The 14,738-nt window shown below is 59.4% G+C and carries 17 protein-coding genes; 15 read left to right on the forward strand and 2 right to left on the reverse strand.

What is annotated here, in order from left to right:
* Window positions 1-11 precede the first annotated feature (11 nt).
* The 10 genes from SynA1560_RS10180 (at window position 12) to SynA1560_RS10225 (ending at window position 7,556) form a co-directional block, all read left to right on the forward strand.
* The gene (locus tag SynA1560_RS10180; protein ID WP_370523152.1) at window positions 12-224 is read left to right on the forward strand and encodes a hypothetical protein; all 213 of its coding nucleotides are present in this window, start codon (window positions 12-14) and stop codon (window positions 222-224) included.
* Window positions 225-386: 162 nt separating this feature from the next.
* On the forward strand, window positions 387-1,163 hold the full coding sequence (locus SynA1560_RS10185) for a class I SAM-dependent methyltransferase (protein WP_186469169.1): 777 nt from the start codon (window positions 387-389) through the stop codon (window positions 1,161-1,163).
* Window positions 1,160-1,777, forward strand: coding sequence for a 5-formyltetrahydrofolate cyclo-ligase (locus tag SynA1560_RS10190; protein ID WP_255476923.1), 618 nt, complete (start codon window positions 1,160-1,162; stop codon window positions 1,775-1,777). Before SynA1560_RS10185 ends, SynA1560_RS10190 begins: the two co-directional genes overlap by 4 nt.
* A gap of 70 nt (window positions 1,778-1,847) precedes the next feature.
* Complete coding sequence (locus SynA1560_RS10195; protein ID WP_370523153.1) at window positions 1,848-2,300, forward strand: hypothetical protein; 453 nt, start codon at window positions 1,848-1,850, stop codon at window positions 2,298-2,300.
* A 22-nt stretch (window positions 2,301-2,322) separates the two neighbouring features.
* The gene (locus tag SynA1560_RS10200) at window positions 2,323-2,769 is read left to right on the forward strand and encodes a SufE family protein (protein WP_186469171.1); all 447 of its coding nucleotides are present in this window, start codon (window positions 2,323-2,325) and stop codon (window positions 2,767-2,769) included.
* A 73-nt stretch (window positions 2,770-2,842) separates the two neighbouring features.
* Entirely contained in the window at window positions 2,843-4,159 is a 1,317-nt protein-coding gene (locus SynA1560_RS10205; protein ID WP_186469172.1) for a homoserine dehydrogenase, read from the forward strand.
* A gap of 197 nt (window positions 4,160-4,356) precedes the next feature.
* Window positions 4,357-4,542, forward strand: coding sequence for a hypothetical protein (locus SynA1560_RS10210; RefSeq protein WP_370523154.1), 186 nt, complete (start codon window positions 4,357-4,359; stop codon window positions 4,540-4,542).
* A gap of 82 nt (window positions 4,543-4,624) precedes the next feature.
* Window positions 4,625-6,193, forward strand: coding sequence for an ABC transporter substrate-binding protein (locus tag SynA1560_RS10215; protein ID WP_255477146.1), 1,569 nt, complete (start codon window positions 4,625-4,627; stop codon window positions 6,191-6,193).
* Window positions 6,193-7,212, forward strand: a complete 1,020-nt coding sequence (locus tag SynA1560_RS10220) for an ABC transporter permease (protein WP_186469174.1) — start codon at window positions 6,193-6,195, stop codon at window positions 7,210-7,212. The genes SynA1560_RS10215 and SynA1560_RS10220 overlap by 1 nt, the downstream gene beginning before the upstream one ends.
* Window positions 7,213-7,319: 107 nt before the next feature.
* Complete coding sequence (locus tag SynA1560_RS10225) at window positions 7,320-7,556, forward strand: hypothetical protein (RefSeq protein ID WP_186469175.1); 237 nt, start codon at window positions 7,320-7,322, stop codon at window positions 7,554-7,556.
* Here SynA1560_RS10225 and SynA1560_RS10230 read toward each other — a convergent pair.
* The gene (locus SynA1560_RS10230) at window positions 7,526-9,169 is read right to left on the reverse strand and encodes an alpha/beta hydrolase (protein WP_186500433.1); all 1,644 of its coding nucleotides are present in this window, start codon (window positions 9,167-9,169) and stop codon (window positions 7,526-7,528) included. The genes SynA1560_RS10225 and SynA1560_RS10230 overlap by 31 nt on opposite strands.
* 29 nt (window positions 9,170-9,198) lie before the next feature.
* On the opposite strand from SynA1560_RS10230, the gene SynA1560_RS10235 reads away from it, so the two are divergent.
* The 4 genes from SynA1560_RS10235 to SynA1560_RS10250 all read left to right on the forward strand — a co-directional run bounded on the left by SynA1560_RS10235 (window position 9,199) and on the right by SynA1560_RS10250 (window position 12,325).
* Window positions 9,199-10,431 carry an MFS transporter gene (locus tag SynA1560_RS10235; protein WP_186469177.1) on the forward strand — a complete coding sequence of 411 codons (1,233 nt, stop codon included), beginning with the start codon at window positions 9,199-9,201 and terminating at the stop codon, window positions 10,429-10,431.
* A 94-nt stretch (window positions 10,432-10,525) separates the two neighbouring features.
* On the forward strand, window positions 10,526-10,906 hold the full coding sequence (locus tag SynA1560_RS10240) for a putative quinol monooxygenase (RefSeq protein WP_222930207.1): 381 nt from the start codon (window positions 10,526-10,528) through the stop codon (window positions 10,904-10,906).
* Between the two features lie 300 nt (window positions 10,907-11,206).
* On the forward strand, window positions 11,207-11,854 hold the full coding sequence (locus SynA1560_RS10245) for a Coq4 family protein (protein ID WP_370523155.1): 648 nt from the start codon (window positions 11,207-11,209) through the stop codon (window positions 11,852-11,854).
* A gap of 69 nt (window positions 11,855-11,923) precedes the next feature.
* Window positions 11,924-12,325: a hypothetical protein gene (locus tag SynA1560_RS10250; RefSeq protein WP_186500436.1), complete on the forward strand. Its 402-nt coding sequence runs from the start codon at window positions 11,924-11,926 to the stop codon at window positions 12,323-12,325.
* Between the two features lie 41 nt (window positions 12,326-12,366).
* Here the strand turns inward: SynA1560_RS10250 and ychF are convergent, their stop codons facing one another.
* Window positions 12,367-13,458, reverse strand: coding sequence for a redox-regulated ATPase YchF (ychF, locus tag SynA1560_RS10255; RefSeq protein WP_186469180.1), 1,092 nt, complete (start codon window positions 13,456-13,458; stop codon window positions 12,367-12,369).
* A gap of 101 nt (window positions 13,459-13,559) precedes the next feature.
* Here ychF and SynA1560_RS10260 point away from each other — a divergent pair, with 101 nt between their 5' ends.
* Entirely contained in the window at window positions 13,560-14,735 is a 1,176-nt protein-coding gene (locus SynA1560_RS10260; protein WP_186500437.1) for an efflux RND transporter periplasmic adaptor subunit, read from the forward strand.
* Window positions 14,736-14,738: the final 3 nt, after the last annotated feature.

Genomic DNA, 14,738 nt, shown 5'->3' on the forward strand with positions numbered 1-14,738 from the left:
CTGGTATAAAAATGGCGCAGCCGGACTTGGGTGCTGAGATGGACCGAACCGAAAGCACCGTTGATCTCACGCTGAATGCTGCGGGCCTGAGACTGCTCTTGAACTCCGTGAGCCATGAGCTCGAGCGCTGGCCGGGTGGAGATCCCGCAGAACAAGACGATCTACAGGAGATGAAGACACTCCTGACCGCAGCACTTCTGGAATGCAACTTTCAGGACAGCTGAAACCTTCCAAGCGCTGCAATCAAAAAAAGAGCCCTCGCGGGGCGAAGGCTCGACGCAATTCTCTTGTGGCGAAGTTATGCAACAACCGCAGTGACGGGCAAGTGAGATGAGTGAATCCATCCCTGTTCATCGGCTGGGCTTATCGATCCGATTCAGCAGGCGATGAGCAACACCCCCAACAACGGCTGGTTCGGTGCTGTCGCCCAGGACTACTCCCGGTTTCGCCCCCGCTATCCCGATGCAATTTTTCAATGGATGGCCGAACGGGCTCCTGCCCGAAGCCACTGTTGGGATGCGGCCTGCGGCAACGGGCAGGCCTCTGTTGGCTTGGCTCGCTGGTTTGACCATGTAACGGCCACGGATCTGAGCCCTGAACAGATTGAAGCTGCCCAACCGCATCCTGGCGTGACTTACAGCGTGGGGGCTGCAGAGCGCTCCCACCTACACGACTGCAGCACAGATGCAGTGCTCATTGCCGCGGCCATTCACTGGCTGGATGTGGATGGCTTCAACCGTGAAACCCTGCGGGTGCTGAAGCCGAAAGGCCTGCTCGTCTGGCTGGGTTATCAGCCCATTGAGGGGGCACCGATGGTCCTGCAGAACTGGCTGGAGGATCTGTATCACCAACGGCTGCGGAGCTTCTGGCCTCCCCAACGCATGCATGTGGACCGGCACTACACCGATCTCGACTTTCCACTTCCCAGCCGAGCCATTCCTGAAGGGTTCGTGATCAACGTGCAATGGACCCAGGTCGAGCTTCTGTCCTTCATCAGCACCTGGTCAGCCATGCGGCGCATTGAGCAGAGTCTGGAGTTGGACCGGCAACACGACTTGCTCCTGCCTGCACTCGCCGTCGAACTCAGGACGATCTGGCCTTCGGAGTCGGACACACTGCAACTGCAGCTACCGCTGATGGGCCGCTGGGGGCTTGCGCCATGACCATGCCACGTCGTGAATGGAACAAACCAGCGTTGCGTCGGCTCTACCGCTCGGAGCGCCAGCGTTGTTTCCAGCAACAGCACAACCTGCACATTCAGATCCGACATCAGGTTGAACGCCAAATTCACTGCCGCCATCACAGCGGCAGCTTGCAAGGCTTCGTGGGGTTGTACTGGCCACTGCAAGGGGAAGCCGACCTGCGGCCTTTACGCGATGTCTTCCAACACAAGCTGGGCCTGTCGACGGCCCTACCAGCAGCGGACGGCGATGGTTCTCTGCAGTACCACCCATGGAACGACGCCCCTCTCGCACCCGATGGCTGCGGCATCGCCGCTCCCCTCGATCAGCCGGCTTTAAGCCCCGAACAACTAGCGCTGCTACTGGTACCAGCTCTCGCAGTGGATCAGCACGGCATGCGCTTGGGGTATGGCGGCGGCTACTACGACCGTCTGCGTTGCCAGACGACTTGGAAGCAGCGGCTGGCACTCGTGGTGGTGCCAGAAGCCTGCGTCAGCCCCGAACCCCTCCCCGTGAATGACTGGGACCAACCCTTCGATGGCTGGATCACAGAAACGGGCTGTCAACTCAGGAGGGAACGCAGCAGTGGTTGCTGAGTGCTTGCCGATCCGACTGGCGCCCACCCCCCATGGCCCGCAGGATGGGCATCCAGGCGCTTCAACCTCCATGCCAGCCCTTCCCCGCTTTGCCCTGATGAGCATGACCGCCCTGGCGATAGGGCTCGGGCAGGTGCAGAGCGTCAGCGCCCACGGCGTCGAAAGCACCTTGCGTTACCTCGACGGACAACTGGAACTGAAAAGCAGCTTTTCCACCGGCGAGCCTGTGGAAGGTGCCGTGGTGCGGATACTGGAGGCCGACGGCACGGCAGGAGCGGAGCTCGGTCGGATCGACGCCTCTGGTCGTCTGCAGGTGAACCTGCCTGATCTGAGCGACGGCCAGGTGGACTTGCAGGTGGATGGGGGGCCGGGTCACCGGGATTATCTGACCCTGCCGCTTGAGCAGGGACGGGTGAATTTGGACGACGTGGTGCGCGCCCCTCTCCCCTTCGATGCCTTCCCCTGGGCCGTGGCGCCAGCCATGGTCGGCACCGTAGGCCTGATGGTTAGGGTGCGCAGGTGAATGCAGCGACGCTGATCCAGCCATGGCTGAAGCAGGTAGCTCCACATCCCAATACGGCAGCCAGGCCCTGGATCAGCTAGCCGAACGACTCAACGGCACGGCTGATCCGCGCAAGCGCTACGAATACGTCCTCTGGTTGGCGAAGAAACTGCCCGCCATGCCGGCGGAGCTGCAGACCGACGACCGCAAGGTGAAAGGATGCGTCTCTCAAGTGTTCATCGCCTCCGAGCTGGTGGGTGGCCGGATGTGCTGGCAGGGCGATTCCGACGCATTGATCACCAAGGGACTTTTGGCTCTGTTGATCAAAGGACTGTCCGACCTGACGCCGGATCAGGTGATGGCTGTGGATCCAGGCTTCATCGCCGCCACGGGGCTACAGGCCAGCCTCACGCCATCGCGAGCAAACGGATTCCTCAACATCCTGCGCACCATGCAAGAGCAGGCGCGAATTCTGAAACAAGCCGACTGAAGCGCAGCGACAGGCAGGCCTGAACCGGCTGCTGCCTAAAGTCGACGGCTCAGCGAAACCCACGGACCCGCCCATGGCGACAAGGATCGGCATCGGCCTGCTCGGCCTCGGAACCGTCGGCGCGGGCGTTGCAAGCATCCTGAGCAGCCCCGACGGCCGCCATCCCTTGATTGCCGATCTCGATCTGGTGCGTGTTGCCGTTCGCGATCTGCAGCGAGCTCGGCCGGTCTCCATTCCCCAGGAGTGCTTGACGACCAACCCTGAGGAGGTGGTGGACGACCCCAACGTGGATGTGGTAGTCGAGGTGATCGGTGGCATCGAGCCAGCCCGCACCTTGATCATGCGAGCGATTGCCGCTGGGAAATCCGTAGTGACAGCCAACAAAGCTGTGATTGCGCGTCACGGCGAAGAGATCGCTGCAGCGGCGGCGGCGGCAGGCGTTTACGTGCTGATCGAAGCTGCTGTGGGAGGAGGTATTCCAATCATTGAGCCACTTAAGCAGTCCCTTGGAAGCAACCGCATTGATCGGGTCAGCGGCATCATCAACGGGACCACCAACTACATCCTCAGCCGCATGGCCGATGAGGGTGCTGACTATCACGCGGTTCTCAAGGAAGCCCAGGATCTGGGCTACGCCGAAGCAGACCCCGCCGCTGACGTGGAGGGTCACGACGCCGCCGACAAGATCGCCATCCTTTCGGGACTGGCCTTCGGCGGCCCCATTGAGCGCGGCGGTATTCCGACCAACGGCATCAGCAACCTTCAAGGTCGGGACGTGGATTACGCCACGCAGCTGGGCTATGGCGTGAAACTGCTGGCGATTGCAGAGCGACTGGAAAGCGACGGGGAGCCGGGAGGATCTCTGCCCTTGGCCGTTCGGGTTCAGCCAACCTTGGTTCCCAACGATCACCCCCTTGCCGGGGTCAATGGCGTCAACAACGCGATCCTCGTTGAAGGCGACCCCATTGGACGGGTGATGTTCTACGGCCCAGGAGCAGGGTCTGGGCCCACGGCTTCTGCTGTGGTCGCCGATATTCTCAACATTGCGGGCATCCGCCAACTGAAGAGCAGCGATGGAGGCCTCGATCCATTGCTGGCCGCCAGCAGCTGGCGGTCTTGCCATCTCGTGGACGGCAGCCAGATTCGCCAACGCAATTACGTGCGTTTTCACACAGAAGACGCTCCTGGCGTGATTGGTCGCATCGGCAGCTGCTTTGGGGAGCGAGGCGTCTCGATTCAATCCATCGTTCAATTCGACGCCAGCGACCAAGGCGCTGAAATCGTCGTCATTACCCATGAGGTGGGCAATGGCGCCATGCAAAACGCCCTTCAGGCCATTGCGGCATTGCCGGAAGTGCGGACCCTGGCCGCCCACCTCGGCTGCTTCTGATCAGGACCCCAGGGGTTGTGATCGGACACACATCGACAAGCCGCCACCTGGCAATGCCCCCCTTGCATGCGGCAGAGTCATAAGAACCATCACAGATGAGGTCTGCATTCGCAGATCCATGATCCAAACCGTTCATGTCGAACGAACTCTCAGTTCTGCAAGGGCAACGCTGCGTTCAGTCGGGCCACCGATCCTGCATGAGGCTTCATCAAGGTGATTGCATCCGTCTGAGAACCAACGCGGGGGTCTATCAGGTGATCGGGATCGACGACGATCACGACCGTTGCTGGGTGCGCGAGTGGCCGCTCACATCCCAGGGATCTCCGGTGTTTGAAGTCCCTTTTCACCAGATCACGCCACCCCTCAGTGCCGATTCAGCCTGAAGGGCCTTTGAATGGCGTTGTCCGAATCACCTGAAGCGTGATCGATCAACGCAGCCCGTCAGGCTCGGCCAACATCAACAGGGTGTTTCGCTGCTTGCTGTCAGTGAGCGCAGCCGCAGCAATTGGACTGAGCCAGAGCGCCTGTCAGCCGATTCGACCCAGTGACCGAATCACGGTGGCCCGTGCTGGCAGGATCACCTCTCTGGATCCCGCACAGGCGAGCACGTTTGGCGCCCAGCAAGTCATCAGTGCTCTTGGAGACACGCTGTACACGCGGTCGATGAGCGGCGAACTGATGCCTTCGCTCGCGTCAGGTCCGCCAGAAATTAGTGACGACGGTCTCACCGTCACCATTCCTTTGCGTGACGACGTGCTGTTCCACGACGGCACGCCATTCAATGCAGAGGCGATGGCCTTCAGTCTGCGTCGCTTCCTGGCCATCGGCACGCTCAGCTTTGTGGTGGGCGATCGGATCAAGGCCGTGGAGACGCCGAGCGCGTTTGAACTGAGATTGCGGCTGAATCGACCCTCCAGCTCCCTGGAGAACCTGCTGACCTCCACCAATCTCACCCCGGTCTCCCCGACCGCCTACCACGATCATCAGGAGCGTTTCCTGAACGACAACTTCGTGGGCACGGGCCCTTATCGCTTGGCCAGTTTCCAAGCAGTGCAGCAACGCCTGGACCCCTTCGAGCAGTACTGGGGGCAGCCACCGAGTAACCCTGGACTGAATCTGATCTATCTGAGCAATTCCACAGCCTTGTTCGGTGCGATTCGCAGCGGCGAGGTGGATGTGCTGATCTCAGACTCCATCGACGAGGATCAGCGCCTAGCGCTTAATCGCATGGCCGACGAGGGCCGGCTGCGGGTCGGAGAGGGCCCTGCACTGGTGATCGGCTACATCACGCTGCTGAGCAACGACGGTCCGCTCAAGAATCCCGTTCTGCGCCAGGCACTGACCTACAGCCTGGACAGACCACTGATCAGCCAACGGGTCAGCCACGGTCTGCGTCTCCCTTTGCTCTCTCTGGTTCCTCCCGGACTGCCTGGTGGCAATGCCGAACCCTGGCCCCGTTATGACGCCGCTCAGGCCAGAAATCTGTTTCTCAGTGCTGGCTACTGCAATGGGCAGGTCTTCACCCTGCCCTTCACCTATCGAAGCAATCTGCCGGCCGATCGACTGATGGCGCTCACCTGGCAAGCCCAAATCCAGCGCGATCTTTCCGATTGCCTTGTGTTGAAACTGGATGGCGTGGAATCAACCACGGTTTACGACCAGCTTGAGCAAGGAGCATTTCAGGCAGTGATGCTCGACTGGCGCGGCTCCTATCCCGATCCAGCCGCATATCTCACACCTCTGCTGAGTTGCAGCAAATCCAACGGCAGCATCTGCGAGCGAGGCGAAGCCGCCATTAGCGGCAGTTTCTGGACAGCCCCAGGCTTGGAAGACACCTTGCTGCGCTCGGATCGCAGCAGTGGTGAAACCCGCCTACGCGATCTCAACCAGGTGGAGGCCATGGCAGCCGAGGGCGCTGCTTACATTCCCGTTTGGCTTGTCACACCGCGGGCCTGGAGTCTGCCCGAATTGGCAACACCAGAATTTGACGGGAACGGTCGGCTGAAGCTGGCTCGGTTGCAAGAGGCGAGCTGATGGGGCGAAGTCGCGACCTACTGCGCTACGTGGCCACCCGTCTGGCATTGGCACCTCTGATGCTGTGGCTCATTGCCACGCTGGTGTTTCTGCTCCTGCGGGTTGCACCGGGTGATCCTGTTGATGCGGTGCTGGGAAGCCGGGCCCCTGAAGAGGTAAAGGCTCGTCTGAGAGAGCAGCTTGGCCTGGATCAGCCTCTCTGGCATCAGTACATGGACTTTCTCGGCGGCTTGCTTAATGGAAACCTCGGTGAAGCACTGATCAATCAAGAGCCCGTCCGTCAGATCATTGGGAGGGCGTTACCCGCCAGCCTCGAACTGAGCGTCACCGCCCTGCTGGTGGCTGCTGTTGCCGGACTGGCGGTGGGCTTTACAGCCATTGCTAAATCTGAAGGGAGCATCGACCTGGCTGGACGCTTTTACGGCATCGGCACCTACGCGCTGCCCCCATTTTGGGCAGCAATGCTGGTGCAATTGCTGTTCGCAGTGATCCTTGGCTGGCTACCGGTCGGCGGACGATTTCCACCGGGAATGATTCCTCCAGATGGCAGTGGCTTCCTAATTTTCGACAGCTTGCTGCAAGGAAACTGGATCGCTCTAAAAGGAGCGATTCGTCACCTGGTTCTTCCGGCCTGCACCCTTGGGCTGCTCTTGAGTGGTGTCTTCACCAATGCCTTACGACTCAACCTCAACCGCAGTCTTCGCTCGGATTACGTCGAAGCTGCTCGCAGCCGCGGCCTCAGCGAAACCCAGGTGATTCTTCGCCATGCCCTCCCCAACGCTTTACTGCCAGTGCTCACCATTGCGGGGATCACCGTGGCTTCCTTAATCGGTGGTGCGCTGCTGATCGAGGTGACCTTCTCCTGGCCAGGCATCGCTCTGCGACTCCAAGAAAGCATCAACCAGCGGGACTACCCCGTGGTGCAGGGGATTGTGGTGGTGGTGGCTGCGCTGGTGGTGCTGGTTAGTGTGGCGGTGGATCTTCTTGTGGCCCTGCTCGATCCACGCGTGCGTTACTGACAATCACCTGAGCCGACTGCAGTTAGAGAGTTCTCATCAGCTCTTCAGAGCATTCTGATTGCGCAGTCGCACAAACCCCACATGATGTGACTGTTGGGGTTGATCCAATGCAATCTTCAATCGTTTCTGAACCTGAAGCGTTCAGCATGGCCTGCCTGATTTATCAGGGATTAACGGTTCCAGGCCCGCGTCAGATTCCCTGCGAACACGAGTCGAGCCTGAGCCCTCTGGGCATCTACAGGCTTCGCGATGCGCAGGCGATGCCGATTCTCGAAATGAAACTGCGGCAACTGCAAGCCACGGTGTCCAGGCTTCAATCCAGCAGACGAGTGGCGCCGGTTTGATCGAGACGATGCAGGTGCAAGTCGCCCACTATCAGGTGTTCGACCCCACCAGGAATGTGCGCTGACTGACGGTCATTTTCGAGATCCATCAGAAATTGGCTGATCTCGAGTTCTAACTGGGCCTGAACCTCGAGGGGTTGCACGCCAACCAGCTCCTCACCGAGCTGAAACACGTCCTCACCGCGACCGGTGCCGTTCTGACCTTCCACGCGGATGGGGGAGAAATGACTGGCACCCTCCACCAGCACAGCTCGGGAGTCTGGGTGAAAGGGCAACGCACGAAGCAGACCCACTTGTTCACTCAAGGGCGGTGTGATCAGATCGAGGGTGCCACCGCTGAGGAACACGGGCAGTGAATCCTTAAGAGCAAGATGGCGCGGCCAAAGCAGGCTGCCGAAGCTGTTGAGACCAATGACCGCAGCCAGCTGATCAGGCGGACGAAAGGACGGAAGCTCCACGTCCTCGATCTGGCATTGCAGCAGTCGGGAGAGGTTGTTGACTGGAAGGTCATCCAGGTCTTGTCCACATCGGCGCGCCAGCCCTTCCTGCGGACGGGCACCAGCGGCCAACAATGCAGTGAGCGCTCCGAGCGAGTGACCCGCCAACACCAAACGCTCGCCGGGCAACGCAAGTTCACCGTTCTCTCGGGCTGCCAGCACGGCCTGAAGATCAAGAAGCCGATCGGGAATCACCTCCGCACCCGGTGGGGGCAAACGGCCCTCGAGCAACGCTTGCACAGCCAAGGCATCGCTGCCGGGATGCTCAAGCACCAGAACGGAATAGCCCCGGCGGCTCAGTGAGCGGCCAAGCCAGCGGAAATGATCGGGACTGCCTCCAAGTCCGGGCATCAGCACCAGCCAGTGACGCCGGAGATCACCATCAACCGCCGACGGTGACCACAGCTGAAGCTGCAGCGGGCGATCTCGGTGGTCTACTGCAAGCGTGACCCGACGCAGATCCCGATCCGCGATCAAGGCATTGGCTCTTGCGGGGGCAATCTGGCGGTTGTTGGCTGAAAGAGGAGTTTGGTGCAGGTTTTTAACCAAGGCCTGCTGACGCTGAAGCTGTCGACGCCAACTTCCGGCCACGGTCAGCAGAGCATCCAGATCGAGATGCACGCGTTCAGCAGGCAGCGCCTCCAGCAGATCAATCGTGGACACCTGCGCGCGCTCGTTCAGGAGCGACTCAAGGGTCTCTTGCACTTTCCGCCCTGTGACGTCTCCATCCACCAGCACGAGGTCTCCCACCTGATCCAGAAGACGACGCCCAGCCCAGCTGTTGAGCATTTGCCGGGCCATGCTGCGATCGTTGATCAGAGGGGCCTGCAGCAGTTCGATCACCCCTTGCCGGCTTTCTTCCTCCAGAAGATTCAGCCAGATTCCCAGCTCGGAAAACGACGTCCCGTTATTGCGCAGCCAGCCGCCCAGATCATTGACAGGGAAAGGAAGTTCCATCCCATCAAGGCGCACTACGAGCTCCCGCGCGGCCTGAACAGGTCGCAGTGACAGGCCATGGAGCAGCAGACTGCTGATCAGTCCCACGGCAACCCGTTGTCCTGTTGAGCGTCTTCGCAAGGCCAAAGCCCATTCACTGGTGGAACCAGTTTCCCGCACCTTTGCAGGAATTGGCGTCGATCCGGCTGATGGCCTCGCTCGGGGCAGGTGGTGTCATCTATCTGACACCAATGGTGTTTCATCTGGCCAGCTTCAGCGCCAGCCAGGTCACCCAAGGTCTGGCCGCTTCAGCTTTGATCGGCACGGCAGCACGGCTCCTCAGCGGCGTCTTACTTGATCGTGGACTGTCCTGCTCCTGGCCAGTCCGTGCCGCAGCTGTAATTGGTTGTATCGCCGATCTCACCCTGCTGCAGGCGAATGGTTTTGGTGGTTACCTGGCGGGACAGCTTCTGATCGGAATCGCTGCAGGGTTGTATTTCCCGGCCATTGAGCTGGCCGTTCCTCTCAGCTGCACAGGCTTCAACTCTAGTCGGGGTTATGCCTTGGCCCGAAGTGCTGACGCCCTGGGTGTGGCACTGGGGGCCCTCATCGGAGCCTTGGTCACAGCACTGGGAATGATCCGCGCGATCTACCTGGTGGAGATGGGTGCTCTGGTGGCCATGTTGCTGATCCTGGGCTGGCGTCCGCTGCCTGATGGACGCGCACCGTTGCTCCATGTGAACAGCCCGGATCCGATCACTCAACAGCGCGCAGTGGGGGACGAAGGCGTGGGTTGGCTGACACCACTGCTCCCGGTGCTGGCGGTCAGCATCGTGGCCACTGGGATCATTGCTTTGATGCAAAGCGCTCTGCCACTCGATCTGGTGCGCGGGGGCCTTGCCCGTCCGCCACTGAGTGAAACGTGGAGTGGCACCTTGATTGCGTGGCAACTGGGACTGCTCGTGCTGCTCCAGTGGCCCATCGGCAACTGGGTCGCCAAGCGCAGCCTGCGTTTCGGGCTTGGTATGGGCCTAGGGGGATTCGTTGCCGGCTGCTTACTGCTGGCAGGTTCCGCACTTTGGAGCGGTGGTATTGCCCTCATCGCCGTCGCGATGGTGCCGATTGCCTTCGGGGAGGCCGCCTTTCTGCCGACCGCAGCTGAAGCCATGGTCGAGGAAACACCGATGCAACATCGCGGTTTGGCCATGGCACTGTTCTCCCAATGCTTTGCCATTAGTGCCACGGGTGCACCGTTGATCGCCGGGTTATTGCTGGATCGTCAGGGCCACGGCCTGATGCTCTGGCTGTTGATGGCCGGCATCTGTCTCAGCATGTTGCCCCTACTTAAAACAGTGCGCCCCCGCTACTCGGCAGAACTCAGTGCCACGTTGTTGGAAAACGAAAGCGACATCACAACTCCACGAGCTGCCTCCGTGCAATAACAACTGCTGATCTTCACTGATCCAATCATCCACATTAATTAAGGGTTTGATTAACACCAAGACGGTAATTTCCGTTTGATAAAACCGCGGCCACTTGCCAATCATCAATCACAACCTAAATTCAAAAAATAGCCCTTTCACCATGCAAGCATCAGCATTGAATGAACAGCAGATTTTAGTTATTGCAAGCATGAAAATTAAATTCGCAGAGCAGGAAAGATCCGATTTTTATCGTGTTACAAAGACGCTCATTCAGAAGACAATCATGATTGAAAACCCCATTCAATATACTTGCTGTGAAAACATTAATGATCCAACCGATTTTACTTGGAATGAAACATGGCCATCGAAGTCAGCACTCGATCAGCATTTCTCATCCGATCATGTCCAAGAATGGTTGAGATGGGTACAGCCTCGCCTCATCGAGCCAATCAAAGCAATTTTTGTTGAAACAACAAAAACAACAGCTTTATAAGTTGAGTCCGCCCATCAAAGCTGGTTTTGATGAACGAACGCACCACAACCCGTCTGATGACTTGAACTGAACCTCGTTCGATAGACATCCGCGAGGCGTCAAGATGGCTGAACCTGATTGGATGGCAACGCTGTTGCTCGATCACCAGAGTCTTGTCCTGGAGTTGGAAATGCTCAAGACCAGCCACAGTTTGAGCAGGATGTCCCTGCTCAAAACGACGCTTTCTCGCTAGAAAGCGGATCTGGAATCGTTTTTTGGAGGGCGGGGACGATGTCACGAGCCCGCGAGCTGCTTCGGTCCGTGAGGAACTTGTCAATCCTGCGGGATCTGGCCAAAAGCCAAGGTGGTCTCGACAGCGTTGGAGACCTGGTCGACAACTTCATCGACAGTGAAGCGATGGAAGTCTGCCTGCAACGCTTCAAAGCCCTTCCCGGCGGAACAGACATGGTGGAGCAGCGATACCCCCCTTTTCAACCGGACATCTCGGCTCTCAGAAAGTTGCCGGAAGGAACCCTCGGCCATGCCTATGCCGGCATGATCAGCCGCCTTCATTACGACGCCGATTTCTTCCGCCCCAGAGACACGAGCACAGAAGCATTGTGGCTAACCCAGCGCATCGCCTCCACCCATGATCTGCACCATGTGATCGCAGGCTTCAACACGGAACCGGCCGGTGAATCGGGTGTGCTGGCCATCACAGCCACCCAAATCGGTTTCCCTGCCTACGTTCTACTCAACATCTTGGCCAACTTCCGAGCTTTTCGCTTTCAACCCAAGCAGCAGGAAGTGATCAGTCAGTCCATCGCCTTTGGCAGTCGCATTGGGCTGGAGGCAGCACCGCTGGTGCTGCAACGCTGGGAGGAGGGCTGGGACAAACCCTTGAGCCAGTGGCGGGAGGACTTGGGTGTCAAGCCCGTGGAGGATGAACGCTTCGGCGCCATCTACTGACGCTTCAGTCCAAGATCCCTCAGCAATCGTGCGGTGCGCTCCATAAACTGCCCAGACGCCTGTGCTGCCATGGCATTGCAGATCCAAGACTCATCCAAAGCTCTGAAACGAGATGCGTTGCGTTCATGGATGAAGGCCTGGGGATCTCGAGCGATGGCGTTGGGCCTGGTGGGACCCATGGCTCTCCCCACAGCGGCCAATCAGCAGGAGACGCGCAAGGCGCTCGTAGGTCTTGCCGCTTACGCAGAATGCAAAGTGCTGCATGACGGCTACAGCAGGGCTCGCGCCGAGGCCATCATCCAGGCTGGCATCGAGAACAACGGCTGGCAGCAGGATGCCTCCTGGCTGCAGTCACCACAGGGCATCCGCGTGGTGACGCTCACCAGCAAAGCGATGAACACGAGCTGCAACAACTTCGATCAAAGCAGCCCCCAGTTCATCCCGGCCATAGAGGCCATTAATGCGCTTTAAACCGAACGCCACAACGATCCAAAACGGATCATTGGGACTGATTACACGTTGAACAGAAACTCCATCACATCCCCTTCTTCCACCACATAATCCTTGCCCTCACTGCGAAGCCACCCTTTGTTGCGAGCTTCCGCTAGGGAACCGGCTTCCAGCAGTTTCTCTGTACCGATCGTCTGCGCACGAATGAAACCACGCTCGAAATCGGTGTGAATGACACCAGCGGCCTGGGGGGCCGTCATCCCAGCCTTGAAGGTCCAGGCCCGGGTTTCCTTTTCACCCGTCGTGAAATAAGTCCGCAGTCCCAATAAGCGGTAGGTAGCGCGGATCAAGCTCTGTAGGCCCCCTTCTGTCACGCCCAGACCGTCGAGGTAGTCCTTGCGCTCCTGCTCACCCAGCTCCACCAGTTCGGCCTCCACCTGGGCAGAGATGCGAATGGTCTCAGCACCTTCAGCCTTGGACAGAGCCACCACCTCCTCACAGAACGCATTGCCAGCGGCGAGATCGTCTTCGCACACATTGGTGGCGTAGATGATCGGCTTAGCTGTCAGCAGCCCAAGGGGTTTGATCATGGCTGCTTCATCGTCTGCCAGCTCGACGCTTCTGGCGGCGCCACCATCCTCCAAAACCGCCTGGATGCGCTCCAGTGCTGCATCTTCAACCTGAGCCTCCTTGCTGGTGCGCATCTGTTTCTTTAGACGCTCCCGCCGCTTCTCGATCTGGGCCAGATCTGAGAGACCCAGCTCGAGGTTGATCACCTCAGCATCCCGGGCCGGTCCCACCGAACCGGACACATGGATGACATCGTCGTCCTCAAAACAGCGCACCACGTGCACGATGGCGTCCACCTCACGAATGTTGGCCAGAAATTTGTTGCCGAGACCTTCTCCCTGACTGGCGCCCTTCACCAGACCAGCAATGTCCACAAACTCCATGCGCGTGGCAATGGTCTCCGCGCTGCTGCTCAGCGTTGTGAGCTGCTGCAGTCGAGCGTCAGGAACTGCCACCGTGCCGACATTGGGCTCGATTGTGCAGAACGGGAAGTTCGCAGCCTGAGCCTGGGCATTGGCAACCAGAGCATTGAAGAGAGTGGATTTGCCCACGTTGGGCAAACCGACGATTCCGGCTTTAAGCATGGAGGGGAATCTATCGGCAGGGGTCAGCCGAAATCCCCCCGCCTTGACACAATTTGGCCCTCCACGCGCGAGACTGCGTAACGAAAGATGTAAGTGGGGCCATGGGCAGCCGTCAAAGCTTGTCCCCTGGGGGAGTTAGTCAGGATGCGCTGCGATCCCTATCCCGCCTAAGCGGCATGAAACGACGTCGTCGAAAGCTGATGGGTGCTGCGGCTGCCGCACTTGTGTTGGTGGGCGGCGGTGTGATCTGGAGCCAGAGTTCAGGAAATGGCCGCGCCCGCCAGCTGGGTGATTTCACCGTTGCTGCAGAGCAGGGATCCCTGCCTGGCGTCATCACCGCGAGTGGGGAGCTGGAAGCCATTCGGCGCGTGAATGTGAGTCCTAAAAATCAAGGGCGCCTGGCAGCCCTTTACGTGGACGAAGGAGATGTGGTGCGCAAAGGGCAGGTACTGGCGCGCATGGACAGCGGTGATTTCAAAGACCGTTTGGATGAACTCACCGCCCTTGAACGCCAGGCCCGTGCTGAGTACCAAGCCAAACGAGCTGACTTCCTTCGCCATCGTCAACTGCTCGACAGCGGCGCCATCAGCGCATCGGACTTGGACGGTTTCCGCGCGGCCTTCATCAGCAGCCAAGAGGCCCTGACAGCAGCGCAAGAGCGGGTTGCGCAGCGGAAGGTGGAGGGCAGTGACCTGGACATCCAGGCGCCATTCGACGGAATGATCACCGAACGGTTTGCCGAGCCTGGCGCCTACGTCACACCCACCACCACCGCCTCCACCAATGCCGGTGCCAGCAGCTCATCGATCGTGGAACTCTCGGAGGGATTGGAGGTGGCGGCCAAGGTTCCCGAAAGCGACATCGGCCGCATCCGAGTGGGTCAGGAGGCTGTCGTGCGGGTCGATGCCTATCCCGACCAGCGCTTTGCCGCGCAGGTGCGTGACATTGCACCTCGTGCTGAAAAAACCGACAACGTGATTTCGTTTGAAGTGGAGTTATCCCTGATCGACCCGCCGCCGAGCCTTCGCATTGGCATGACGGTGGATGTTGACTTTCAAACCGGTCGCACGGCGGATAGCACGCTGGTGCCAACGGTGGCGATCGTGACGGAAAACGGGACGCCTGGAGTGCTGCTTGTGGGCGACAACAGCGAACCCACATTCCAGCCGGTGGAGCTAGGGGCCAGCAGTGGCAGCAAGAGTGCCATTCTCTCCGGTGTGACGCCCGGCACCCGGGTGTTCATTGACATGCCGCCCTGGGCGAAGACGCGCGACTGACTG

The organism is Synechococcus sp. A15-60 (genome assembly GCF_014280095.1).
Classification (GTDB): Bacteria; Cyanobacteriota; Cyanobacteriia; order PCC-6307; family Cyanobiaceae; genus Synechococcus_C.